The following is a 23,588-nucleotide window of genomic DNA, read 5'->3' on the forward strand; positions in this document are numbered from 1 at the left end:
GACTAGTCGGCGTCGTCCTCGTTGTCGAGCGTCATCCAGTCCGACGCCTTGTAGCTCTTCATGGTGCCGCTCGGGGCGGTGACCACGAGGGTGCCGTCGTAGCCGAGGATGCCGTACTCGGTGCCCTCGTCCTCGCCGATGAAGGCGTCGAGGTCGGAGACGTAGCGAGCGGCCATGTCGACCGGCTTGCCGTCCTTGGGCTTGAAGGCGATCCGGAACTTGGCGCCCGAGGCGTCGACGCCGCAGACCGAGGCCTGGCCGCGCTGGGTGTACGTCTTGTAGAGGATCACGGGGTAGCGGCCGCCGCACGCGACGGTGAGCCCGCTCTTCTTCTCCTGCTCGACCGAGACCGGCGTGAGGCCGCAGTCGACCGGGAGGGTGTCCTCGTCGACGCCGGTGGGGTCGATGTCGCGCTTGCCGTCGTCGCACGGCTGGCCCGACGGCGAGGTGGCGCTCGCGCTCGGCGTGGCCGAGGGGCTCTTCGAGGGGGTGGCGCTGGGCGTGGCCTCGGCCGACGGCGCGCTCGAGGGTCCGGCGTTCGCGACACTGGCGTCGTCGCCCCCGCCCCGGAGGGCGATGACGGCGATGACGCCGGCCACGGCGATCAGGACGACCACCAAGATGGCCGTCCGGACACGTGCGAGTTGAGCTGAGCTCACGAACCTTGCCTCCCGATGGACTCCCGCGACCCTAACAAAGTCCGCTCGGGACCTGCCCGGCCGTCACGGGAGGTCAGCGGCACGGTGGGCGCGTTCCCCGGTTCGGCGGCCGAGTACGCCGGGGCCCCGGAGCCCCTTGCCGGAGCGGCTCCAGGCGGGGCAGGTCTGGTCTGGACTCGCGGTCACTTGCCCCGGCGCCGGTTGTAGGCCGGGACCGAGAACGAGAGCAGGCCCGCTGCCAGGAGCAGCAGGGGGATGGCCTTGTTGTCGCTGCTGGCGGAGACCGCAGCGGCGACGAAGAAGAGGAGAGCGGCGGCGTACCAGAGCTTCGCGTCGTTCATGCCGTCACCGTAGACGCGACTCCAGCCGCCCGCACGACGAGCCGATGCGGGCCGTCGGACGGCCAGGCGCCTAGGGTTCGGGCAGGAACCTCCGACCGACAGGACCACCATGACGCCGAGCGAAGACCAGCCGCAGCTCCCCGAGCCGCCTGCCTACTCGCCCTACATGAGCCGCGACGAGGCCCACGCCGTGCTGCAGGAGCACCTCGACCTGGTCAAGCCGTGGGAGGAGGACCCGAACCCCGACGTGCGGGCGTTCGTCGCACAGCAGCGGCGCGACGCCGAGGCCGCCTTCAAGCGGCTCGAAGGCTTCTACGAGATCGGAGCCCTTCCCCGGCACCGAGACCTCCCCGACAACGCGCTGGAGGAGATCCGGGCCCGCAACCTGGGCCTCCCCTGGCCCAAGCCCTCCCTGTGGGCCCGCCTCACCGGCAAGGCCTGACCCAGGGGGTGGGAGTGGGAGGCGGGGCCGACCGCTACTCGGCCGAGCTCCCCCGCGCCGCCTCGAGTCGCCCGACAGCAGAGGGCCCCACACCGTGCAGGGCCAGGAGCTCGGACAGGTCCCGCGGGAGATCGGCCACCGTGCTGTAACCGGCGTCGATCAGCGCGCCCGTCGCCGGGCGACCGATGCGCACTCCGTCGAACACGGGACCTCGGTCTGACATGCGACCACGGTAGTCCGCCGACGCCCCACAAGAACACGGCCCATGCCGGGTCAGCGGCCGGCCATGGCTTCACGATCGAGGTGCTCACGACGCGCCACCGACCGACCGGGGCCGTCTGCGCACGCTCATCGGACCTCGTCCAGACGCTCCCGAAGACCGGCAGCGAGCCCGAGGATCGTGAGCCAGTCGAAGAACCCTCCGCCCAGCGCGGCCAGTCGCTCTCGCCTCACACCGCCGAGGCGCAGTCGCAGGTGGATCCGGGTCGAGCCACCCACCTCGGTGAGCGCGATCGCCCAGGAGAGGCTGACGTGGCCTCGGGTGCTCACGTGGACCAGCGCTCGAGGCGGGTCGAGGACCGCCACCTCGAAGGTGGAGCCCGCACCGCCCCAGTCGGGGATCACGTCGCCGACGGCGAGGTGCAGCAGCGACGGCTCGAGGTGGCGGATGGCACGTCGTCGGCGTGGCACGACACGCTCGACCGACCGTGGCAGGTACCACCCCGCCCGATCCTTGCCGAGCTGGACGATCCACGGCCACACGACCGGCGGGGCCGCCCGGAGCGTGAACGCACGGTCCATCACGACGGACGCGGCCGGGACGACGTCATCCCCGGGCAGGGACGCCTCGACCTCCCGGCGGGTCGGCCGGATCGAGCGGGACGTCATGCCCGGCTCACTCCCACTCGATGTTTGGCGTTACGGCATAAATTGCTGCCCTTTGAGGAAATTATGAACTCACGTCGTCAACGCCTGCAACAATCGACGACATGAAATACGGCCGCGGGCTCACCTGTTGTGGTCACCAACACAGGAGGAACGCTCATGCCCCGAAAGACATCGCCGACGGTGGAAGCCGCGATCAAGGACTTCCAAGACGTCCGCTCGACGCAGGTCGGTGAGCACGCCCTCTACAACGATGGTGTCATCCTGCAGCAACTTGCCAGAGCGGTAGGTCCTGCCAAACAGGTGCACCGGGCAATGGTTCCGAGCGTCGTCGAGCAATACATGGTGAATGAGAAACAACGTCTGAACGGCGCGTCATATAACAAGGTGCGCTCGCGGCTCAGCGGCTTCTTCCTCTTCTGTCGTCGCCGAGGGTGGCTCGACGACGACCCGCTGGCGTTTGTCGGTAAAGCACGCACCGTCCGAGCGGAGCGCTTGCGGCTCTCTCCTGCTGAACTGCTTGCCTTGCCCGGCTACGCGAAGATCCCGCGGGACAAAGCGCTGATCGTCGCAGCGTGCAACACAGCCATGAGGAGCGGAGAGCTTTGCAGTCTGCGCATCTCAGACGTCGACCTCGACCAGGGCTACATCCGCGCCGATATCACCAAGAGTGGCGTGCAGGATCAGATGCCTATACCGGATGAATTAGACACTGCGCTCCGCGAGTGGCTAATCGTCTACGCAGCGGACGCCGGACCGCTGCAGCCCGAATGGTTGCTTTTCCCTCGCTTCAAGATCGGCGGAGGTCGCAGGATCTCAACTGGCCAGTTCGCATCTGGCGCGCCCTTCGATCGAGTTGGGTCTTACTTGCCGACCGAGCCGATCAGGCACACTGCTCGCATTATTCAGACGGCGATGACAGACGCTGGCTTGACGTTCGAGAAGGGTGAAGGAATGCACACCCTCCGTCGCAGCGCTGCCCGGGCGTACTTCGACTGGAGAGTGCAGAGCGGATACGACGGCGCCCTGAGGGAGTGCGCTGCCTGGCTTCACCACAAGAATGTGTCAACCACGGAGATCTACTTGGGAATCACGACTGAGAAGCTCCACCGAGACAAGGCCCTCAAGGGGAAGTCTTTTCTCAGTTCGATGATCGAGTCCGACAAGGTCATTCCGCTACGGTCGGCCGAAGGGACCTGACCGCGTCCGCGCGCCCTCCGTGCCGACCTCTGCGTTATCGGCTCGACCCCTGTAGCTCAACGTCTGACGTTCCCCAGAACGAGCAACAAACTGCCCAGCTGGCGATTAGCCTTGGGCGCACCGTCGCGAAGGTCGAGCGGTAAAGAATGAGGTCAGTCGTGCTTGGATTCGCCACCGTCGACAATCAAACCGAGAGCAGCGTCGTTGCCATCTGGTTGACAAGTCAGACGTCCCCAACCGCAGCAACCCACACCAACGCGGTGCGAGTCGAACTCCGCGAGGACCCGGACGCGTTTGAGAAGGTTCATGCTTTGACTCGCGATCGGATTCTCCTGCTAACCGATGGATCGGCCATCGACGGTCTTCCGTTGGAGGGCTATGCACTGAAGATCGACGACCTCGAACACCTAGCAGCAGCTACTGAATCGCTCAGGCTCGAAGTTGGCGTGAGCGTCCGGCCTGCGCGTGAAATGAACCGACCGGCGGAGGACACCCCAACTTTGCGCGCGTTGGAGTCGGCGAACTACCTTGCCGGCCTCTGGTCTGACTGGCTTGAGGCAGACAACGCGCGCAGAAAGCGCTGGGCTAAGCACGAGCCTCGTGAGCCCGAGGCGTTTCCGGCCGAATTCATCAAGGGCCTGGACCCCCAGCCAGTGCGGGCGTTCAATGCTTGACTTCACAGCGATCGATTTCGAGACGGCCAACTCGTACCGCGGGTCACCATGCTCGGTCGGGTTGATCAAGGTGCGAAATGGCTTGATCGTCGACGAGCAGCACTGGCTGATCCGCCCGCCCGAGGCCGCGGACTGGTTCGATCCGTTCAATATCAGCATCCACGGGATCACGCCGGTAATGGTGTCCGATGCTCCCCGGTGGCGCGAGGTGCTGCCGGATATTGTCGCATTCATCGGCGACGACGTGGTGATCGCGCACAATGCAGGCTTCGATATTGGGGTCATTCGCTATGCCTGCGCCGTGGACAACATCGAGTGGCCAGCCATTGATTTCCTCTGCACTCTCGTCCTGGCTCGTCGAGCGTTCTCGCTGCCGTCCTATCGCCTTCCCTTTGTGACGGAGGCCTGCGGCGCAACCCTCGAACAGCACCACGACGCGCTGGCAGACGCGCGCGCTGTAGTTCACATCGTGCGCGGCTTGGCAGTTCTCGCGGGCACGTTGGACCTCAGGGAGTTGGCTTCGCTTCACCTAGTCCGGGTGGGCAGGATGGAGTCCGGGATCTACTCCGGCTCAGTGAGCACCGCGAGTGGATCAGGTTCTCTTGTCGCAACCGAAGCAAACGCCGACGCAGACCCCGAAGGCCACCTGTTCGGTCGGGTGGTTGTGTTCACCGGTGCATTGATGTCGATGACCCGTCAGCTTGCGTGGGACGAGGTGGCACGCTCCGGTGGCACGCCGGAGTTGAACACTACGAAGCGCACGAACGTGCTGGTGCTGGGCGACTTTAACCCCGCGAACTTGCGCCCCGGAGCGACGTACTCGGGCAAGGCCCGCAAGGCGTTCGAACTCCAAGACAAGGGTCAGGACATCGAACTGATGACTGAAGAGGACTTCCTACGAGTCCTCGATGGCCGCGACCTTGAAGTGCCCGACTTGGGTCTCCTCTTGGACGAGCCGACCGACGAGCGCCCGCTCGACCTGATCTAGTCAACGGAGTCGAGTGCCGCACCCTCACTGCCGTTGGTCCCGATTGGCCCGCACTAGCTTTTCGTCTCGAAGGTTGTCGACCCGAAAGGCTGGCTCCGTCTCGCGAACGAGCCTTGCGAGCTATCGAACCGCTCCAAGTGGTCGATTAACGTAACTTGCTTCTTTGGGTCTCGGCTCGCCTCGTAACGAGCGACATCCGTGATCGACGGCTGATTCCCGCGAAGGTCCACTGAGTGCAGCAAGTCCCGTCGAGGCGTCCCGGTTGCGCGTCGTCGAGGCTCGGCCCAAAAAGTGCCTCGCGAGAGAGAACTTGCCGCCGCCGAAAGTGTTCAGCCAGTACTATGTTACTAGTGAGTAACATGTAGAGGTTGGGTGAACAGAATGGTGACCTTGAAGGTCGAGACAGAGTTTCTGCGGGTCAACGACGTCAGCGAGATGCTCGGCTTGAATCGACGCACGGTCTATTCGATCATTGCGCGCGACGAACTAAAGGCAACGAAGCTAGGTGGACAGTGGTTCATCCGAAGCTCTGACGTGACGGCATTGATGGGCGGCGCGTGATGAGCGGCCAGAGCGAGATCAGCCTCATCGACGGTGGCCGGATCGTTGGGACGATTACCGAGTTTGACGACAACGCCTACTACGTCGAACAAGTCACTCGGATCCATCGGGGCCGCCGACTCTTCAAGTTTCATCCAAGCGGCACGACTGCGGTCCCCCACGAGGTCATCGTGGCGGTGATGCCCAGTGACTGAGCACTCGAAGTGCGCAGCCTGTGGATCAAGTCTTCCTGCGGTGGGCGCTGCAGTGCCGTCCCACCTGCCGGAGTTCGATCTTCGCCACGCGATCTGTTCGGATGCCTACTGGGCCATGGTCAAGGCCTCCGAAGATCCTGAGACCGTTGAACGCTTCCTAGACTCGCGTCCACATCGCGCTGGACAACTATCGCGCGCCCGCGCGTGGAGTGAGCTCGAACCTCGTTCTCGGATCGAGTTTGAGGCCTGGCTTATTGAGATTCTGAGGGCACGAGAGTCCTGCAGCGAGCTAGCCGCATGACCCCATCGCTCTCCCATACCCATGCGAATTGTCTTCGAACGTCACCGCGTGCCGCGCGACCCTCTCGGCCGACCGGTGACGGAGGGAGCGATCAGACCCAGGTCTCGTGCCCTCTTGATCCAGACGTCAGCCGTTTTCGGGCTGACCTGAAACCGCTCCGCGAGTTCTCGCCGTCCCATCCCCTGCCGGTTGAGTTCCGCGAGCTCCTCAGAGGATGGTCGATCCATCTTCCGCGGCGTATCCATAGTCACCGGGGCCCCCGGTCGATTCCTCAGTTCGCCCGCTCGAAAATCCTGAGCCTGCCGTGCGAGCTGCCGCAGCGGAACGCGATCCAGGATCGCCTGCGTCATTACGCCGCCCTCATCGAGCGGCTCAATAACCAGCCTCTTGACCGCCGGCTTTCCCGCCTCGGCACCCAACACCACTTCGTACCGCACACCCCTCGCCGGATCCTCGATCGTCACGACATCGATGTCAGGGTCGACACCGCTTCCCACCCCGGTCGTACCCAGGCTGAGGATCCACTTTCTGTCCATCTCGCTCATCTACCGAAACTCTCACACTTGAAGTTTCTGTGTCAACTCGGCAGGCTGTTTACATGAATAGTTTCCAGGGAGGCGCAGAGCTCCGGCTCCTGCCAAGCCTCAAGAAGTCCGAAGGCCAGATCCTGCCCACACCCTTCACGACGAGCGCCTCAGGGCTCCAACAGTCATCCGTCTCCCCCGACAGTGAGGTCACTGGCAACCAAGCGGGCGACTCTGTCGACGTCTGGGCGGCGCTGGGTTCGAGCCGACCAGGTGAGGGGAGAGTCATTGACGCAGATGCGTTCCTCGCGTTGCAGAAGCAGAGCGTCGAACAGGCCCTCGCCGAAGCCTGGGACTTCTTGATGGACGAAGGCCACACTGTCGAAGATCTGCGAAATGCGTGCTCACGAGTCGGTCGCAATAACGAGCCGGCGCTAATCTGGGATCTCTGGTGCGAGGACGGGTGGCACGACGGGATCGCTCAAATCGTTGGCGACGTCTGGTCGGCAGCCGAGTACCCGGAACGAGCTCTCGATCAGTCAATGTGGCTGGAGATCTTCGGCTATGCCGGCTTTCGAAGAGACGGAGAGGTTGCTCCTCCCCCGGCCGAGTCGTTGACTCTGTATCGCGGTGCAACCGCGGAGGGCCGCTTCGGCATGTCGTGGACTAACGACCTGGAAGTCGCGGAGAAATTTGCGCGCGCTGGAATCCGCGGGCGAGCAGTCGGCACCGTCTGGACCGCAGAAGTAGAACCGCGCTATCTGTTGGCGTACGTAGGCAGGGAAGGTACCCGCGGTGAATCTGAGTACGTGGTGGACCCCGCGGGCTTGATTGACGTCCGCGAGTTTGGGGGGTCCCGATGAACTGCGAAAACTCGCTGCCCACCACACCGACGGGTTGGGGAGTCTGCCGATCACCTGAAGTTCTATTCATCACGACAACGTGCTGCGGAGAGCCGCTAGAGGACGGGACCTCCTGCTTCGGTTGTGGCGAGTATGTCCTCGACCGGTTCCCTCGAGGCGACTTGATCACTGATTGCGGCGAGCTCGAGTACAGCGACCTGTCGACATTGTCCCCGACAGTTGCAATGTGGACCGGCTACCCCGTGGGATGCATCCACGTCGAGGTGAAGCCGTGATGAACAACGAATGCCTAGCGGTACGCCGGCTCTACAGTTTCGCCTGCGTCAAGACGGACCCGAACTCGATCAATGTCGAGTTGCTCAGTCGTGATGCAGCATGATCAACGATCTGGTGAAGTTCAACGACATGTCGCTCGCAGATGCGGCGCTGGCGTTCCTTGACATCGGACTCAGTGTCTTCCCCTGCCAACCCGCAGATAAGAGGCCCGCGACCACACACGGCTTCAAGCAGGCCGTCTCCTTGGACAGATTGGCGGGGAAGGACGCCGAGGCCGTCGAGAAGTTCCGTCACGACACGATTGAGTTCTTCTCCGCTGGGGGTTACAACATTGGCCTTCCGACAGGACTGCAAGTCGATGTTCTAGACGTAGACGTCAAGGGCGGCAAGCCAGGACTTCGAGCTCTGAGGACTCTACGGGACGCGGGACTACTCGACGGTGCCGTAGCTACTGCCGAAACCCCCTCTGGGGGATATCACGTTTACTACCCAGTCTCCGGCGAGAAGAGTAAGTCAATCGGCTCACTAGGGCTCGACTGGAAGGCTCAGGGCGGCTACGTCCTCGCGGGGCCGTCCGCCGTGATGCAGGCGGAGCCTTTCGGCTTTCGACCGTATAAGTGGCTTTGGAGTAGGCCTCTGGACGCGGGCAGTTGCCTGACCTGGCAGCAGGTCATGGACTGCCTTGGCGTCAAGAAGCCCGAACCTCGCGTGTACGACCCTGACCCTTTCCAGAAGCCCGAAGACGTTGTGGATGCCATGAGCAGGTGGCTGTCATCTGCGAATGAGGGCGACAGAAACAAGCGGCTCTTCTGGGCAGCAACCCGGTGCGCCGAGGCGGGCGCTAGAGAGGGTCAATTGCAGCCCCTCTACGACACAGCGGCTCGAATCGGTCTCACTGATGGCGAGATCCAAGCGACCGTACGAAGTGGTTACAGGACAGGGACACAGCAATGAGCAATCTGGGTATTGAAGCGATCGAGACTGTCGAACCGCTGACCACCGCAGATGCAGCCGAGATCCAGCATGAGGCCGAACACACGCAGGACCTGGCCGTAGCTTTGCGGAAGAAGCGCGTGGACCGTGAAGCCAACCGCATCCTTGACGCAGAGGAGCGTGGGGGTGGTGGTCCAGCAAGTTGGCTACCCGTGGACATGAAGGCCGTGTCCTGTGACCCGATCGTACCTACCGTTGGTCATCGGTCGGACGGCGCGCAGATCTTCTACCGTGGTGCGCTCAACACAGTCTTCGGTGAATCCGAAGGGGGCAAGACGTGGTTCTGTCTACACCAAGCGGCGCAGATCATCATCAGCGGTAAACGCGTCGTGATGCTCGACTATGAGGACGGGGCGCAAGGTGCGAAGGTCCGCCTGATGCAGCTCGGCGTGCCTGAAGCCTTCATCAATAATCCGAACCTGTTCACTTACCTCAACCCGCAGGCTGTCTTTGATGATGACGTTTTCGAGTCGCTCGCGGAGACATTCCAGAATGCCGAGATGGTACTCATCGATGCCTTCTCCGAGGCCGCTGCGCTGGAGGGCGTTGACGACTACCGTTCGGTTTCGGTCGCAGGTTGGTACACGCGCTTCCCGCGTCGAATCGCTGCCCTTGGACCTGCCGTCGTCCTGATCGACCACGTGAATAAGGCAGCCGATGCCAAAGGTCAGCAAACTGGCTCCCAGCACAAGAAGGCTGGCGTCGACGGCATCTCGCTCCGTGTGTCACCGATTCAGCAATTCGCTGAAGGTCACGGTGGCGCATCGATCGTCCACATCGGCAAGGACCGTCACTCAGGCGTCAAGAAGAACGCAGTCCGCGGTGAGAAGAACGAGCCGATGAGGTTCGCGATCCTCAAGGCCGATGAGTACGGCAACTGGACTCTCGATCCCGCCGCAGAGCCCGTAGACGCCGACAGCAAGGCGGCGGCGAAGGACTACATCCTTCGAGGTCACGTGGCGACCGTGATGGCTGATCCCGCAGCAGAGCGAACAAGGTCGGGAACGGTCAAGAAGGAATCCATGAGGAAGGCCGTCAGAGCACTCTATGGATCATGCGATAACGGAGATATTGACCGAGCCTATGACGAGGTTCTCGCGTCTCGGAAGGCTGAAACTCCATCGTCGTAAATCTGCTGGATTCAGCAGATTCTGCTAGCACCTTCTGCTGACGTGCTGCTGCTATATAGCAGCACGGCACAGCATGGGGAATCAGCAGCAGAAGTTCAGCAGAGAAGACCTAATAGAAAGTTCTGCCTTTGCCTGCGCACAGCGAGACCGCGGTGCATTGTGAGACGGACGGCGCTTCCCTCATTTCTGTCGAACTCGGCGGTCAGACTGGGTTCTCCGCACCGGCATCGGCCAGCGACGCGTTAGTCGGGGCGTACAGAACCTTCTCGCCTGCTGGTCCGAAGCATCCCTCGAAGAAGAACATGTAGTAGCCGCCGACTGGCTCATCACCTTCGCGAACGTACCGAGCGAACGGACTGGTCGCCGCCGGCTGCTTGAGGGGGATGGTCAGCGCGTGAGGCACCGTCTGGTCGGGCGGAACCGCTGGGATCTTGAAGCGCTGCCCGTCAAGAGGTCCGCCAAGCAGACCCGCCGGAACGTGCACAACGCTGCATTCATCGAAGTTGTGCATGAGCATCCCCCGAACTGCTCGCGACGCTCGATTGAGCCGCGCTCTCAAGCACCCGGTAGATCGTCGGACGCGAGACCCCGAACATCTCAGCGATGCTCTTGATCTGCTTGCCCTCCCTATGGAGGTGCTGAACGACCTCAATCTGGTCGGACGACAACGACGGCTTGCGACCAGGCTTCGCGCCACGTTCTCGAGCTGCAGCTAGGCCAGCCTTCGTGCGATCGATGATTAGGTCACGCTCAAACTCAGCCAAAGACGCGAAGATATGAAAGATGAGTTTGCCAGTCGAGCTCGTAGTGTCGATTGACTCGTGAATTGACCTAAAGCCGACTCCTCGAGCTTCGAGCTCAGAGACGATGCGCACCAAGTCAGCCAACGAACGGCCAAGCCGATCCAGCCGCCAGACAACAAGCACGTCGCCCTTCCGGACATAGTCAAGCGCGGCCCCTAGTTGAGGGCGATCAGTCTTCGCGCCGCTCGCCTTCTCTTCGAAGATCTTGATCGAGCCGATCTCATTCAAGGCATCGAGCTGAAGCCCTAGATTCTGATCATGCGTCGAAACTCGCGCATACCCGACCATCGTTCCGGCCTGCGAATTGTCCATCAACCACCTCCGCTGTAACGCAATCCAATGCGTCCGCCCATTCTGAGACGAATAGGCAGGTTCTAAATCGTACACGGATTACGGACGCGAGTCAGCTGCCAAAACGGCTGAAATCGCGTTCACTGAGACCGCTGACGACCGTGTAACTAAAAGGACCGTTTACGGGCGCAGTCCCGCCGACGGCCCAATGGCCGCCGACCATCATTACCGACTCTCAGGTCGGTCGATTGTGCACGACTCGTCGCCATCACTGTTTCTGTCGTGACAATCCACTAATATTTGTCCATGACGACACCGCTAAGGGAGTCCTACCGCGCTCACCTTCGGAAGCGAGCCCTGGAAGCCGCATACGGCGAAACCGTCGATAAGGGGTGGGACAAGGTGAGGGTCGGGCAGATCGCTGCCTTGATCGGTGCTCCCCGCGCGATGCTCTACAAGGAGTTCGGAGACAAGCAGGGGCTGGGCGAGGCACTCGTCCTTCACGAGGCCGACCGATTCCTCGCTGGCATCAAGGAGGTCCTTGAGAGGTTCTCGACCGATGCGGCAGGTGGGATTCAGGCATCAGTTCAGTTCACTCTGGCCGAATCTGAGAAGAGCCCCCTGCTGCGAGCCGTGCTGGTGTCCTATCGCGACCCGGTGCTCGATCCCGGAGCGCTAGACACGCGGAAAGGCATGCTGCCGCTGATCACGACGTCGGGACGACTGCTGGACGTATCAAGCGAGACCCTTGCTGCGTGGCTCCACCACCAGTTTCCTCAGCTCAACGGGTCGGACGTCCAGGATGCGACAGACGCATTGGTGCGCCTCACGGTCAGCCACCTTGCACTCCCCGGGGCAGACGCTGTGGCCACCGGCCAGCAGATCTCGGAAGTGGCGTTGAGGTACCTGGGCCTGCAGCGGTCCGAAGCACCATCGCTGTGAGACTGCTCCCAGGACCGGGCCGGTCCTGCGTCATCGATCTTCTTCATCGCGCCGAAATTCGCTCGGGGACTGGCCCGTCCATCGCTTGAAAGCGTGAGAGAAGTTGGCCACGTCGCCGTAACCGAGGTCAGTGGCTATCTCGCTCACCGATACCGATCGCTCGAGCAGCAGCAACGTTGCACGCTCCTTGAGCGAGGCTTCACGTATGTCGCGGAATGTCATCCCCTCACCTGCGAGACGCCGCTTGAGAGTGCTGACGGACATCGACAGCTCGGCCGCAACGGACTGGCCGCTTCTCAGCACCGCTCCTTCATCTATCAGACTCCTCACAGCTCGCGAGAACGTCCTGGCCCCCCGACGATGCTCGAGATCATCCTCGAGGTCGGATATAGCGTGTCGGTACGCGATCGGGTCAGAGAATCGGCACACCTCGGTGAGCGTCGCGGCCGGAACGCGAAGGAACGAGATCGGGGCGTCGAAAGTCAGCCGGCCGGCACGAACGTCCTCGTGATCACCCATCGACGATGGCATCCGCCAACTTAGGTGGAGCGTGACGGTGGACATGTCACCAACAAGCAGTTCAAGCAGGCGAACGAGTGCAGATCCACAGTAGGTGACTGCCAAACGGTCCAGGTCTGGGTCGCCCGAGAGCCCGTTGAGTACCACAGTGAGACCACGCTCACTCGGATGCATCTGAGGGCTCAGGGCAGTCGTGATCAGCGGCAAGAAGGTCAGCAACTCGACGATCTCAGAGACCGAGCCGGCGCTGACGAGGGGGAGGCTCAACGGGCCGAAAGAGGTCAGTTGCGCTTGGTCCGCGCACGCCAGCCCAAGCCGTGTGGCCTCGTCTGAGTCAAGTTCTGGGTAAACCTCCCGGAACCATCGCAATGGCGCCTGCACATCGCGCTCGACGAGCGCTCGAGCATCCAGTCCCTCGCGAGCCATGATGCCGTCGAATCGTGCGACGGCCGCCGGGTCAAGAGCCTCGCTTGCCAGGAGTTGGGCAAACGCCAAGGGAGGCACGCCCACTTCGTCGCGATCCACGACCAACTCCCCACATGCTCAATGAGCCAAATTCACAACATCTTGACCCGGGTGACACTAGTCACAGCCACCTGCCGTGGCAACACTGGGGTGAGGGTCTTTCCACGCTTCCGACCACATCAGGAGTTCTCCATGGCAGTTGTCACCTTCGTGTCGTACGACGGCGAGAAGTTCGAGGCCACGCTCAAGGAGGGTCAGTCCTTGATGCAGGTCGCTGTCAACGACGCAATTCCCGGAATCGACGGGGACTGCGGAGGGGAAGCGGCGTGCGGCACCTGTCACGTGGTGGTTGACCCACAGTGGTCCGAGACGGTCGGCCTCTCGAGCCCAGAAGAAGAGGAGATGCTCTCGATGAACCCTGAGCGTCAACCGACTTCTCGCCTTTCGTGCCAGATGGCGGTATCCGCGGCATGGGACGGATTGACCGTCGAACTCCCCGAATTCCAGATGTGACGACGAGAGACCAGGACACCTCACGATGAAGATTTCCGATGCGATCACCAACAAAGCCCAGTCGGCCATTCCGGTCGACCGTCAGATCCAGGGCGCCCACCTCTACGACAAGACGCGTCGATGGGTGACGGGCACGAATGGTCAGAAGCTCTTCGTCGAGAAGCCGATCCCTCCCGTCGAGGATGTCGAGCTCACCGACATCGACATGAGCAACCCGTTCATGTATCGGCAGGGACGCTGGCTCTCCTACTTCGAGCGGCTGCGTCAAGAGGCCCCGGTCCACTACCAGGCGAACAGCCCGTTCGGCCCGTTCTGGTCCGTCACGCGTCACGCCGACATCGTGGCCGTGGACAAGAACCACGATGCCTTCTCGGCCGAGCCATTCATCATCATCGGCACTCCGCCCCGCTTCCTCGACGTTGCGATGTTCATCGCGATGGATCCGCCTCGGCACGACCTCCAGCGAGCTGCCGTCCAAGGTGTGGTCGCCCCCAAGAACCTGCGTGAGATGGAGGGCCTGATCCGATCACGTGTCCGTGAGGTCCTGGACGACCTGCCGGTCGGCCAACCGTTCGACTGGGTCAGCAAGGTCTCGGTCGAGCTCACGGCCCGGATGCTCGCCACACTGCTGGACTTCCCGTACGAGCAGCGACACAAGCTTGTCGAGTGGTCGGACCTTGCTTCGTCGATGGAACAGGCCAACGGCGGACCGTCCGACAACGACGACGTGTTCCGTGGGATGCGCGACGCGGCGCTAGGCCTGAGCGCCCTCTGGCGCGACAAGGCGGCACGGACCGCGGCCGGCGAGGCGCCCGGCTTCGACCTGATCACCATGCTGCAGAGCAACGAGGACACCAAGGACCTGATCGACCGGCCCATGGAGTTCATCGGCAACCTGACCCTTCTGATCGTTGGTGGCAACGACACCACTCGGAACTCCATGAGCGGCGGCGTCCTGGCGCTCAATCGGTTCCCCGACCAGTTCGAGAAGCTGAAGGCAAATCCCGATCTGATCCCCAACATGGTCTCGGAGATCATCCGGTGGCAGACACCGCTTGCCTATATGCGCCGTATTGCCAAGAAGGACGTCGTCCTGAACGGCCAGTTCATCCGCAAGGGTGACAAAGTCGTTATGTGGTACGCGTCAGGCAACCGCGACGAGGCACTCTTCGAACGGGCCGACGAGCTGATCATCGATCGTTCCAACGCGCGCAACCACATCGCTTTCGGGTTCGGCGTCCACCGTTGCATGGGCAACCGTCTGGCAGAGCTTCAGCTGAAGATTCTCTGGGAGGAGCTGCTCCCGCGGTTCGAAAACATCGAGGTTGTTGGAGAGCCCGAGTACGTTCAGTCCAACTTTGTGCGCGGCATCAGCAAGCTGATGGTTCAACTCACCCCGAAGTCCGAGGGGTGACTGTCTCGCAGGCGGTCATCATTGGCGCAAGTCATGCTGGTGCGCAACTTGCGGCCAGTCTGCGGCAAGAGAAATGGGACGGGGATATTGTCCTCATCGGCAATGAGTCCGCGGTGCCATACCACCGCCCTCCGCTCTCCAAGGCCTATCTCGCCGGGAGAAGCACGCTGGAGGAGCTCGAGATCCGCAACCTCGAGTTCTACGCGAAACAAAACATCCAGCTCCTCGACGCAACAGTGGAAGCGATCGATCGCTCTTCAGGACTTCTCACCCTGAGCAATGGGGAGACTGTGGCCTACGACGAGCTCGCGCTCTGCCTCGGGTCCCGAGCCCGAAGGCTCCCCACACCCGGCGCTGACCTGGCCGGAGTCTTCTATCTACGCACGGCAGCGGACGTCGAGCTGATCCGCGAAGCCGCCACGACCGCATCCAACGCTGTGATCGTGGGTGGCGGCTACATCGGGCTGGAGACAGCGTCCTCGTTGCGCGCTCTCGGGTTGCACGTCACCGTGCTGGAAGCGACCGAGCGAGTCCTCGAGCGCGTCACCGCACCCGAAGTCTCGGCGTTCTTCCATCGCATCCACCAAGAGGCGGGCGTCAGCATCAGGACGGGCGCTCTCGTCGAGGCAATCACGGGCGAGAACCGGGTTGAAGAAGTCGTCTTGGCCCACGGCGAGTCCATTCCCGCCGATATCGTCATCGTCGGCATCGGTGTCGAGCCGAACACGGAGCTGGCCGCTGCCGCAGGCCTCGTCGTCGACAACGGAGTGGTGATCGACTCCCACGCACGCACGAGTGACCCACACATCGTCGCCGCCGGCGACTGCACCAGCCACGACTACGCGCGATACGGCCGTCGGATTCGCTTGGAGTCCGTGCCCAGCGCCGGCGAGCAGGCCAAGGTCGCCGCCGCAACGATCAGTGGGAAGTCGAAGGAAATTGCTGCGTTGCCATGGTTCTGGTCAGACCAGTACGACCTCAAGCTTCAGATTGCGGGCCTCAACACCGGCTACGACGAGGTCATCCTCAGCGGCGATCCCAGCCGTGACCGCGACTTTAGCTGCTTCTACCTGCGGCAAGGGCAGCTTATTGCGGCCGATTGCGTCAATCGTCCACGTGACTTCATGTTCAGCAAGAAGGTCATCACGCAGCGAACGCCGGTCGAGCGTTCCGACCTCATCCGTGTGCCTGCCAACTGACCCGGTTCCAGCATCGATCTGCGCGCCTTGCGATCCCGCAGGCTGCTGCCGTCACTTGTGGATTCGCTCACGCGCCAACTCATCCACCATTCGCGTCAGGGTTTCGTGGAGTTGTCGCGTGCCTTCGCTGACAGCATCGGAAGTCGACAGGCCCTCACCTAGATCCGCCAGGCGGAGCGGAAGCCCGACGTCGATGCTGACTCGGGGCCGTCCCAGAAGGCTCGGACGACGGCTGTATGCCGGAAGAATCTCTTGCGCCCCCCACTGCGCCACCGGAATGAGTGGGGCCCCCGACTCGAGTGCTAGCCGGACCGCTCCTGTCTTCAGATTCATCGGACGCCCGCGCTGGTCTACCGTGATCGAGCCCTCGGGGTAGACCACGAGAAGCGCGCCTCCCTGTAGCGCCCTCAACGCTGCGCCGAAGCCATCACCGCCGTGATCGCGATCGACTTCGACATGTCCGGCCGCACGAAACCAGGTTCCCACCAGGCCCCGACTGAAAAGACTGGTCTTGGCAAGGAATGCAGGGGTTCGCCCCCTCGCCAGCACCAGTTCGGCGATCAGCAACGGGTCGATCTCGGAGACGTGGTTCACGGCGAGCACTGCACCACCCCGCGAAGGGATCCTGTCCACGTCACGCCAGTCGCGACGACGCACAGCAACCAGAACGGGCTTGCAGACTATGTACGCAATCCACCACGCCACTCCCCGTCTCGGGATCGCGATCACAAACCGCCCACCTCATGATCCGGTGGGGCCGCCGCAAAGTGCGCCGACTCGACCACCACGAAGGTGGCGTCGGCCGAGCCTGCCTTTCGACCTGCTGAGTCCCAAGCATCGGCGTGGAGCAGGAGCCGACGTCCTGTGCGCTCGACGACCTCTGCGTTGAACTTGTAGGGCTGGTACAGGCGGAACGGCGCTTGATACTCGACTGTCAAACTTCGTGTGACGGCGAGCGTGCCCACCGTGTAAAGCGCGAACCCGAAGAGGTCGTCGAACGCGAGCGCCACCGCTCCCCCGTGCGCGATACCTGGCGCACCGACCTGGCCGTCGCCGAAACTATGGGTCGACTCGACGCCGTTCGCTGTGCGAATGACCTGCATCCCCAGTCCAGACGGATTGTCCGGACCGCAGCCTGCGCAGTTCAGCGAGTGCGGAGGCAGCACCTGCCCTACCTCTACAGCGTCCAGCAAGACAAGGTGATTGGACCATCGGGAGATGACGTCCGCGCGCTCGCGGTTGTTCGCGTCGCCGGCGATATCTGCCTGGTCGTCGCCACGACCTTGCGGCTCGGTCTGGCCTGACAATTTCCACTCCGTTCGATATGGGCCCAGCGAGGATGAGGTGCTAGATCTCGACGACGCTCAGCTCTCCGTCAGCGTGGAGGGCCCTCAAACGCTTCTTGTCAAACTTGCCGACCGAAGTCTTCGGCACCTCGGAGACGAAGCACCATCGTTCAGGCAGCCACCACTTCGCGACCTTACCGTCGAGGAACCTCCGCAGGTCTTCAGGCGATGGCTCACGACCGTCCCGTACGACAATGGCTGCCAGGGGCCGTTCCTGCCACTTCTCGTCCGGCACACCGATCACCGAGGCCTCGAGCACGTCTGGGTGGCCGGCGAGCAGAAGCTCGAGCTCAACTGAGGAGATCCACTCTCCGCCGGACTTGATCACGTCCTTGGTCCGGTCGGTCAGCGTGACGAAGCTGTGTTCATCGATCCGACCGACGTCGCCCGTTCGCAACCAGCCCTCGTGGAACTTCTCGTCGTCCGCTTCCTCGCCGACGTACGATCCAGTGATCCAAGGGCCGCGTACCTGTATCTCGCCGACCGACTTGTCGTCGTGCGGGAGATCGTGCCCCTCGTCGTCAACAATCCTCAGCTCCACCCCTGCGACCGGCCGACCCTGCGTGGCTCGAAGTCGCCACTGCTCGTCAGCGTCGAGTGATGTCGATGGCCGGGCAATGGACGCCAAAGGAGAAGTCTCGGTCATGCCCCACGCCTGCACCACGTTGATGCCGTACTTCTCCTCAAATTCCTGCATCAGGTGGAGAGGCACTGCGGAACCACCGCATGCAACCAGATCGAGGGAGGTGACGTCGAAACTCGGGTGAGCCTCCAAGAAATGAAGGACGTCGTTCCAGATCGTCGGGACTGCGCCGGCAATGGTCGGCTTCTCGCTGTCGATGAGCCGAACCAGCGGCTCAGCCTGCAAGAAGCGCTCAGGCATGAGCAGGTCTGCACCAGCCATCAACGCGGCGTAGACCAGCCCCCACGCGTTGGCATGGAACATCGGCACGATCGCGAGAACTCGGTCGTCACTGCTGACTCGCAGCCCGTCGGCAGCGCATGCTGCCATCGAGTGCAAGTATGTCGATCTGTGGCTGTAGGCGACGCCCTTCGGATTCCCAGTGGTGCCGGAGGTGTAACACATCGCCGCGGCTGAGCGTTCATCCAGATCGGGCCAGTCGAACGTCTCAGGCTGACCTGCGATGAAATCCTCGTAGCCCACGACCGTCAGACCGTCGCGGCGGAGCGGAGTGAGGTCCACCCCACCTGTCACGACAACTGTGTGGACAGCAGCGAGTTGTGGCAACACCGGGGCGAGAAGGGGCACAACGCTCCCATCCACGATGACGACCTGGTCATCGGCGTGGTTCGCAATGTAGATGATCTGATCCGCTGTCAGGCGCAAGTTGAGGGTGTGCAGCACCGCACCCATCGACGGTACGGCGCAGTACGCTTCCACGTGCTCCTGGTTGTTCCACATAAACGTCGCCACACGATCGTCCCCGGTGACCCCGCACTCTCGGAGGGCATTCGCGAGCTGGGCCGATCTCCGCCCGACCTCGGCAAACGTGCCAACCTTCACGCTCCCGTCGGGCTGCAGCGTCCGCACGGTAGCCGCGCCGTGCACGGTCGATCCATGGCGCAGTATGCCCGCTGTGGTGAGGGCGACGTCCATCATCGTGCTCCGCATGAGACTCCTCTGTTGGTGATGCCTTCAAAAGTCGCTGTCCCTGATATCAATTCCGCAATCAGGCACGAGAGCGAGACAGCGACGTTGCTGCTGCCTCCAGGGCGCCGACCACGTCTTTCTCGAGCTGCGGCAGCAGGCTGACCGCCGCGACAACCGAGTTCACGCGAGTCCGCACGTCGACATCTCGCTGGATACCGGCACGTGCGGCCTTCGTCCACGCTTGGGCACATCGGCCGGCAACGTCGGCGAGTTCCTTGGTGGCGACGTCTCCGGTCAGCCGAGCGACGTCGTCAGAACCGTCCGCGAGCAGCTGGCGGAAGAGTCCTCCGCCGGTCCCTGCCTTTTCGATGAAGGCACTCAAACTGAACAGCAGAATCTCGAGCTCATCGAGCGGGAGCCCATCCCAGGTCTCGACATCGGACGCCAGGAGGGTGACGGCAGCCAGACCTTCGGCTCCGCTCGTTGCTCCCTTGAGGTTCACGATCCCCCCTCCTGAGGGGTGGCGCATGCTTTCCGCCGACTGCTGGAACGCGGTGGATGCGGCCACCGCGAGGTCCGGCAGTTCATCGGGCCACTCGATTCGATAGGTGCAGTGGCGGGTCGGCTCGGGGAACGACTTGGATGACCGCGCGCGCGCCAGTGCGTCAAGCGGGACCTCCTGCACCTCAGCCCGGTCGTTGTCCACGACGAAGGCCACACCCTGATCTTCGTCGTAGCCGATCACGACGATGTCGTGGCGACTCATCTGCAGCTTGACCCTCAAGTACGGCAGTTCGGCAATGTCACCCCACACCAAGCTGGGTCGCCCCGCGTCGACCTCTTGGCGCACCCAGGACCACCCCTCGTCGGCGTCGTCGGTGGTGAGCATCTCAACGTCCCCGCCGAGGCGCGTGGGCAGATCTACTTCGAAGTCCGCACCACGCCCGACCAGGTAAATCGGGGGGATGAGACCGCTCGATCGGACATATGAGAGACCCAGTGCCCCTCCTAGGGCGAACACCAGACCCTCACTGGGAGGTCCGTCCCATCCGAGACCATGCCAATGCAGCAGGTCGCGCATGGCGCCGGATCCACAGTGCCCTCCGATCTGATGCGGGTAGTCCTGCAGGCGGGTCGTGTGCGGCATGTGAATTCCTTCGAGTGGAGGCAGGGTCGGCGGAGATCCGGAGGTCAGTTGTCTCTGATTCGGTCCAAGTAGGTCTGGCGGGCGCCCATGTCGACATCCGTGAGAAACACTGAGTCAGCGCCAAGTGCCGAGCCGAGGCCCGTTGCGAGCCGGCCGGGAACGAACTTCATGGCCGCGATCACGCCCCCAGCGAGCCGCGTGACGCGTACGAACGGTCGAGGGTTCTCGATCAGATCTGCCGTGGCTCGTCCGATCTCCTCCGGCTCTGCGTTCCGGAGCCCCTTCGCCCCAGCGGTGCCCGCGACGAGCTCGGTGTTGGTGAAGGTTGGCCGGACCGTGGAGAGCTGAACTCCCGACTTGCGGTACTCCTGGCGCGCTGCCTCCGTGAAACCGATCACCGCGAACTTGGTGGCGCAGTACGTCGCCAAGCCCGGGACGGCAAGCTCGCCAGCCAACGAGGCAGTGTTGATGATGTGACCTGTACGCCGCGGCAGCATCCGCTGGAGCGCAAGTTTGGTCCCAAAGATGACACCGAGGATGTTGATCTCGACCTGCCGGCGAGTGATTGCGTCTTCCTCTTCGTGCGCGTATCCGGTGGGCATGATGCCGGCGTTGTTGATCAGCACGTCGAGAGGCCCGAGCTCGGCCTCGACCAGGTCCAAGAAGGTCCGGAATGATTCGGGATCGGTCACGTCGAGGTGGGTGACCACTTTCACCCCGAGCTCGTCAGCGGCCTCCTTGGCCCGAGCTTCGTCGACATCACCGATGGCGACGCGGTGACCACGGCCGATCAACTCCTTGGCGGTTTGATACCCGATCCCACGGGCCCCGCCAGTGATCGCCACTGTCTTGGGGATGGTTCGTGTGCTGCTGTTCGTCATCTGCTCTGCTCCTTGTTCAGTCCGAGTCGTTGCTTCACACCGCGACCAGCTGCCACTCGCAACACCCGTCCAGCGATGGCTGTACGCCGGGAGGTGTACGGGTACCAGTTGATCTCCTGCGTCAGCACAGGCAGGCGCGGCTCCGTCACGGCCTGGACCCGGCAGTACTTGCGCATCCCTTGCGCGCCACCTAGCCGCGCACCGATCCCTGACGACTTCCAACCGCTGTGGGGCAACGTGGTGGCGAAGAGGTTGCTGAAGACGTCGTTGATGTTGACCGCGCCCGCCTGCAGTCGCCGCGCGACACGTCGCGCTCGCGCGTGGTCGCGTGTCCACACCGTTGCAGACAGACCGTAGGTCGAGTCGTTGGCCAACCGGATGGCCTCATCTTCGTCGGCAACACGCATCACCGGAATGGTCGGGCCGAACGTCTCTTCGGTCATGCACGCCATCGTGTGATCGACATCGACGAGTACCGTCGGAGCGTAGTAGTTGCCCACAGCACCGCGCGTTCCGCCAGCCGCGACGCGCGCTCCGGCGAGAACGGCCTCGCTGACATGACGATCTGCGATGTCGACCTGATTCTCGGTGACCATTGCCCCCACGTCACTGCCTAGCGCCGACCCCTGAGACAGGGACTGCACGCGCTGGGTGAGTCGAGCCACGAAATCGTCGTAGATCTCGGCGACGACGTACACGCGTTCGACCGAGATACAGACCTGGCCGGCGTTGAAGAGGCCGCCCCACGCGATGCCCTCCACCGCCCGCGACAAGTCGGCGTCCTCGAGCACTATTGCCGGGTCTTTTCCGCCCAGTTCCAAGCTCAACGGTTTGAGCAGCTCAGCGCAACGTATTGCGACCGCGCGACCCGTAGCCGTCGAGCCCGTGAACTGCACATAGTCGACGGCGTCGACCACAGCTGCTCCCGTGCTGCCGGCACCGACGACGTGGGCAAGAACCGGAGGTGCCCCGATCTCATTCCATCCCTCGACGACGCGCGCGCACGTCAAGGGGGTCTCCTCGGACGACTTGGCCAGGACTGCACACCCGGCGGCTAGAGCCGGGGCGGCGTCCATAAGGAAGAGGGTGATCGGGAAGTTCCACGGCGTGATCAGTCCCACCAATGGATAAGGGTGGTAGGACGTGGACAGTCGCTTCGGAAGGCTCAGGAGACCTGACGACCTCACTTTGTTGTCGGCGAGGAACTGCTCCGCGTGATCGGCGTAATAGGTGATGAACTCGCATGACGCTGTCGTCTCCACGAGCGCGTCGGGGCGGACCTTGCCGGTCTCGGCCTGCAACAAGTCAGTGAGCTCATCAGTGTGTGCCAGGATCCAATCGCGCCACTGACGCATCCATCTCGCTCTCTCGCGGGGGGCCGTCTCTGCCCACGCACCTTGCGCAACTCGGAGCCCATCCGCGATGGCGTTCACCGACTCGCGATCGTTCACTTCGACGGTCGCGACCGAACGTCCATCTGACGGGTTGCGCACGTCCAGGGCTGCCGCAGTGCTCGCTATGGTCATGGGATCTCCGACGTCGAGGGCGTTGTTCGAATGTTTACGGCATGGTCGGCGCTGGGCACCTCGGTGAAGGCATCGGAGACCGCGGGTATCGAGGCCCCCATCAGCAGTCCGTAGTGAAGTTGGAGTTCCGTCAGGATCTCGGCCAATGGCAGGTCGTCGAAGACGCCACGGTCTCGTACGTACTCCATGTGTTGGGTGCCGTCAGCGGTAAATGCGTGCATCAGCGCGTCGTTCTCGCCGTCGAACTCAACGGGGGGGACCCCGAACCGAGCACACAGCTCGCGGTTAAATGCCGGGGTGGCCTTGACCCATCGTCCATCGATGTGCAGGGAGCTATAACCGTGGAAGACGAAAAGATCTGACCCGCTCATCAACTCACGCAACGAATCGGTCTGAAGATGGTTGCGCACATCAGCGAAACCCAGGCGCGCCGGAATGCCGGCGGCGCGGCAGGCCGCAGTCAGCAGCACCGCCTTGGGAACGCAATAGGCACGCCCAGCCTCCAGGACGTGACTCGCTCGGTAGTGCGATGGGTCATCAGACACCTGATAGGGGTCGTACCAGATCTGGTCACGGACGGCGACAAACAGTCGCATCGCCCTCTCCCTGTCGGTGAGCGCGCCAATGATCGAGTTCGCGGTGAATTCACGAACGGCCTCGTGCTCGATGTCGAGATACTCCGTTGCCTCAAGGAATGTGCGGGTCGGCTCGCTCATCTTCTCGGCAAGCCGCTCGCCAACCAGGCGTTTCTTGCCACTGGACTCGATTTAGAAGACACAGGGATCGAGGCGGGCGAGGTTTCCCGAACTCCCCCCACAGCCGCAACACGCTCGACCGTTCTCATGCTGATCGGAGTCAGATGGGACTGAAAAAACTTGACCACCAAGGATCCCTTCGTG

Annotated in this window: 28 protein-coding genes; 13 read left to right on the forward strand and 15 right to left on the reverse strand. The window is 62.8% G+C overall.

What is annotated here, in order from left to right; genetic code table 11:
* Window positions 1-2 precede the first annotated feature (2 nt).
* Window positions 3-659 (reverse strand): hypothetical protein, encoded by a 657-nt coding sequence (locus ASD11_RS12185; RefSeq protein ID WP_156464701.1) that lies wholly within the window; start codon window positions 657-659, stop codon window positions 3-5.
* A gap of 182 nt (window positions 660-841) precedes the next feature.
* Window positions 842-1,000, reverse strand: a complete 159-nt coding sequence (locus ASD11_RS18170; RefSeq protein WP_156464702.1) for a hypothetical protein — start codon at window positions 998-1,000, stop codon at window positions 842-844.
* 109 nt (window positions 1,001-1,109) lie between these two features.
* Here ASD11_RS18170 and ASD11_RS12190 point away from each other — a divergent pair, with 109 nt between their 5' ends.
* Window positions 1,110-1,442: a hypothetical protein gene (locus tag ASD11_RS12190; RefSeq protein WP_056287495.1), complete on the forward strand. Its 333-nt coding sequence runs from the start codon at window positions 1,110-1,112 to the stop codon at window positions 1,440-1,442.
* Between the two features lie 34 nt (window positions 1,443-1,476).
* On the opposite strand, the gene ASD11_RS12195 is transcribed toward ASD11_RS12190, so the two are convergent.
* Complete coding sequence (locus ASD11_RS12195) at window positions 1,477-1,665, reverse strand: hypothetical protein (RefSeq protein WP_056287497.1); 189 nt, start codon at window positions 1,663-1,665, stop codon at window positions 1,477-1,479.
* A gap of 125 nt (window positions 1,666-1,790) precedes the next feature.
* Complete coding sequence (locus tag ASD11_RS12200) at window positions 1,791-2,330, reverse strand: hypothetical protein (RefSeq protein WP_056287498.1); 540 nt, start codon at window positions 2,328-2,330, stop codon at window positions 1,791-1,793.
* A gap of 156 nt (window positions 2,331-2,486) precedes the next feature.
* Here ASD11_RS12200 and ASD11_RS12205 point away from each other — a divergent pair, with 156 nt between their 5' ends.
* The 5 genes from ASD11_RS12205 (at window position 2,487) to ASD11_RS12220 (ending at window position 5,944) form a co-directional block, all read left to right on the forward strand.
* Window positions 2,487-3,527, forward strand: coding sequence for a tyrosine-type recombinase/integrase (locus tag ASD11_RS12205; protein ID WP_082554329.1), 1,041 nt, complete (start codon window positions 2,487-2,489; stop codon window positions 3,525-3,527).
* A gap of 158 nt (window positions 3,528-3,685) precedes the next feature.
* Window positions 3,686-4,201 (forward strand): hypothetical protein, encoded by a 516-nt coding sequence (locus ASD11_RS18175; protein WP_156464703.1) that lies wholly within the window; start codon window positions 3,686-3,688, stop codon window positions 4,199-4,201.
* Complete coding sequence (locus tag ASD11_RS12210) at window positions 4,194-5,189, forward strand: exonuclease domain-containing protein (RefSeq protein ID WP_056287502.1); 996 nt, start codon at window positions 4,194-4,196, stop codon at window positions 5,187-5,189. The genes ASD11_RS18175 and ASD11_RS12210 overlap by 8 nt, the downstream gene beginning before the upstream one ends.
* Window positions 5,190-5,579: 390 nt before the next feature.
* Window positions 5,580-5,750: a helix-turn-helix domain-containing protein gene (locus tag ASD11_RS12215; protein ID WP_162246480.1), complete on the forward strand. Its 171-nt coding sequence runs from the start codon at window positions 5,580-5,582 to the stop codon at window positions 5,748-5,750.
* Window positions 5,750-5,944 (forward strand): hypothetical protein, encoded by a 195-nt coding sequence (locus ASD11_RS12220; RefSeq protein WP_156464704.1) that lies wholly within the window; start codon window positions 5,750-5,752, stop codon window positions 5,942-5,944. The genes ASD11_RS12215 and ASD11_RS12220 overlap by 1 nt, the downstream gene beginning before the upstream one ends.
* Window positions 5,945-6,286: 342 nt before the next feature.
* On the opposite strand, the gene ASD11_RS12225 is transcribed toward ASD11_RS12220, so the two are convergent.
* The gene (locus ASD11_RS12225) at window positions 6,287-6,790 is read right to left on the reverse strand and encodes a helix-turn-helix domain-containing protein (RefSeq protein ID WP_056287506.1); all 504 of its coding nucleotides are present in this window, start codon (window positions 6,788-6,790) and stop codon (window positions 6,287-6,289) included.
* A 53-nt stretch (window positions 6,791-6,843) separates the two neighbouring features.
* Here ASD11_RS12225 and ASD11_RS12230 point away from each other — a divergent pair, with 53 nt between their 5' ends.
* From ASD11_RS12230 to ASD11_RS12240, 3 genes are all read left to right on the forward strand, one after another.
* On the forward strand, window positions 6,844-7,632 hold the full coding sequence (locus tag ASD11_RS12230) for a hypothetical protein (protein WP_056287508.1): 789 nt from the start codon (window positions 6,844-6,846) through the stop codon (window positions 7,630-7,632).
* 375 nt (window positions 7,633-8,007) lie between these two features.
* A complete protein-coding gene (locus tag ASD11_RS12235; protein ID WP_056287509.1) occupies window positions 8,008-8,862 on the forward strand; it encodes a bifunctional DNA primase/polymerase in 855 nt (284 codons plus the stop codon).
* On the forward strand, window positions 8,859-10,031 hold the full coding sequence (locus ASD11_RS12240; protein WP_082554330.1) for an AAA family ATPase: 1,173 nt from the start codon (window positions 8,859-8,861) through the stop codon (window positions 10,029-10,031). The genes ASD11_RS12235 and ASD11_RS12240 overlap by 4 nt, the downstream gene beginning before the upstream one ends.
* 202 nt (window positions 10,032-10,233) lie before the next feature.
* Here the strand turns inward: ASD11_RS12240 and ASD11_RS18180 are convergent, their stop codons facing one another.
* Window positions 10,234-10,542 carry a hypothetical protein gene (locus ASD11_RS18180; RefSeq protein ID WP_156464705.1) on the reverse strand — a complete coding sequence of 103 codons (309 nt, stop codon included), beginning with the start codon at window positions 10,540-10,542 and terminating at the stop codon, window positions 10,234-10,236.
* A complete protein-coding gene (locus ASD11_RS12245) occupies window positions 10,526-11,146 on the reverse strand; it encodes a recombinase family protein (protein WP_442854186.1) in 621 nt (206 codons plus the stop codon). The genes ASD11_RS18180 and ASD11_RS12245 overlap by 17 nt, the downstream gene beginning before the upstream one ends.
* Before the next feature lie 285 nt (window positions 11,147-11,431).
* Between ASD11_RS12245 and ASD11_RS12250 the strand changes: the two genes are divergently transcribed.
* Complete coding sequence (locus ASD11_RS12250; RefSeq protein ID WP_056287512.1) at window positions 11,432-12,067, forward strand: TetR/AcrR family transcriptional regulator; 636 nt, start codon at window positions 11,432-11,434, stop codon at window positions 12,065-12,067.
* 30 nt (window positions 12,068-12,097) lie between these two features.
* On the opposite strand, the gene ASD11_RS12255 is transcribed toward ASD11_RS12250, so the two are convergent.
* Window positions 12,098-13,111, reverse strand: coding sequence for an AraC family transcriptional regulator (locus ASD11_RS12255; protein WP_056287514.1), 1,014 nt, complete (start codon window positions 13,109-13,111; stop codon window positions 12,098-12,100).
* 132 nt (window positions 13,112-13,243) lie between these two features.
* Here ASD11_RS12255 and ASD11_RS12260 point away from each other — a divergent pair, with 132 nt between their 5' ends.
* Genes ASD11_RS12260 through ASD11_RS12270 form a run of 3 tightly spaced genes read left to right on the forward strand, consistent with a single transcriptional unit; the run spans window position 13,244 to window position 16,177 of the window.
* Window positions 13,244-13,564 (forward strand): 2Fe-2S iron-sulfur cluster-binding protein, encoded by a 321-nt coding sequence (locus ASD11_RS12260; protein ID WP_056287516.1) that lies wholly within the window; start codon window positions 13,244-13,246, stop codon window positions 13,562-13,564.
* A gap of 25 nt (window positions 13,565-13,589) precedes the next feature.
* Complete coding sequence (locus tag ASD11_RS12265) at window positions 13,590-14,978, forward strand: cytochrome P450 (RefSeq protein WP_056287518.1); 1,389 nt, start codon at window positions 13,590-13,592, stop codon at window positions 14,976-14,978.
* Window positions 14,975-16,177: an NAD(P)/FAD-dependent oxidoreductase gene (locus ASD11_RS12270; protein WP_056287519.1), complete on the forward strand. Its 1,203-nt coding sequence runs from the start codon at window positions 14,975-14,977 to the stop codon at window positions 16,175-16,177. The genes ASD11_RS12265 and ASD11_RS12270 overlap by 4 nt, the downstream gene beginning before the upstream one ends.
* Window positions 16,178-16,228: 51 nt before the next feature.
* Here ASD11_RS12270 and ASD11_RS12275 read toward each other — a convergent pair whose 3' ends face one another.
* Genes ASD11_RS12275 through ASD11_RS12305 form a run of 7 tightly spaced genes read right to left on the reverse strand, consistent with a single transcriptional unit; the run spans window position 16,229 to window position 23,405 of the window.
* Window positions 16,229-16,906: a lysophospholipid acyltransferase family protein gene (locus tag ASD11_RS12275; protein ID WP_327019527.1), complete on the reverse strand. Its 678-nt coding sequence runs from the start codon at window positions 16,904-16,906 to the stop codon at window positions 16,229-16,231.
* On the reverse strand, window positions 16,903-17,484 hold the full coding sequence (locus ASD11_RS18545) for a PaaI family thioesterase (protein ID WP_200940128.1): 582 nt from the start codon (window positions 17,482-17,484) through the stop codon (window positions 16,903-16,905). Before ASD11_RS18545 ends, ASD11_RS12275 begins: the two co-directional genes overlap by 4 nt.
* A 40-nt stretch (window positions 17,485-17,524) precedes the next feature.
* On the reverse strand, window positions 17,525-19,156 hold the full coding sequence (locus ASD11_RS12285) for a fatty acid--CoA ligase (RefSeq protein WP_056287521.1): 1,632 nt from the start codon (window positions 19,154-19,156) through the stop codon (window positions 17,525-17,527).
* 58 nt (window positions 19,157-19,214) lie between these two features.
* Complete coding sequence (locus tag ASD11_RS12290; RefSeq protein WP_056287522.1) at window positions 19,215-20,282, reverse strand: BtrH N-terminal domain-containing protein; 1,068 nt, start codon at window positions 20,280-20,282, stop codon at window positions 19,215-19,217.
* 44 nt (window positions 20,283-20,326) lie between these two features.
* Complete coding sequence (locus tag ASD11_RS12295; RefSeq protein WP_056287524.1) at window positions 20,327-21,163, reverse strand: SDR family oxidoreductase; 837 nt, start codon at window positions 21,161-21,163, stop codon at window positions 20,327-20,329.
* Window positions 21,160-22,689: an aldehyde dehydrogenase family protein gene (locus ASD11_RS12300; RefSeq protein WP_056287526.1), complete on the reverse strand. Its 1,530-nt coding sequence runs from the start codon at window positions 22,687-22,689 to the stop codon at window positions 21,160-21,162. The genes ASD11_RS12295 and ASD11_RS12300 overlap by 4 nt, the downstream gene beginning before the upstream one ends.
* Complete coding sequence (locus tag ASD11_RS12305; protein WP_056287528.1) at window positions 22,686-23,405, reverse strand: transglutaminase-like domain-containing protein; 720 nt, start codon at window positions 23,403-23,405, stop codon at window positions 22,686-22,688. Before ASD11_RS12305 ends, ASD11_RS12300 begins: the two co-directional genes overlap by 4 nt.
* Window positions 23,406-23,588: the final 183 nt, after the last annotated feature.

Source organism: Aeromicrobium sp. Root495 (assembly GCF_001426755.1).
In the GTDB taxonomy this organism is placed as follows: Bacteria; Actinomycetota; Actinomycetes; order Propionibacteriales; family Nocardioidaceae; genus Aeromicrobium.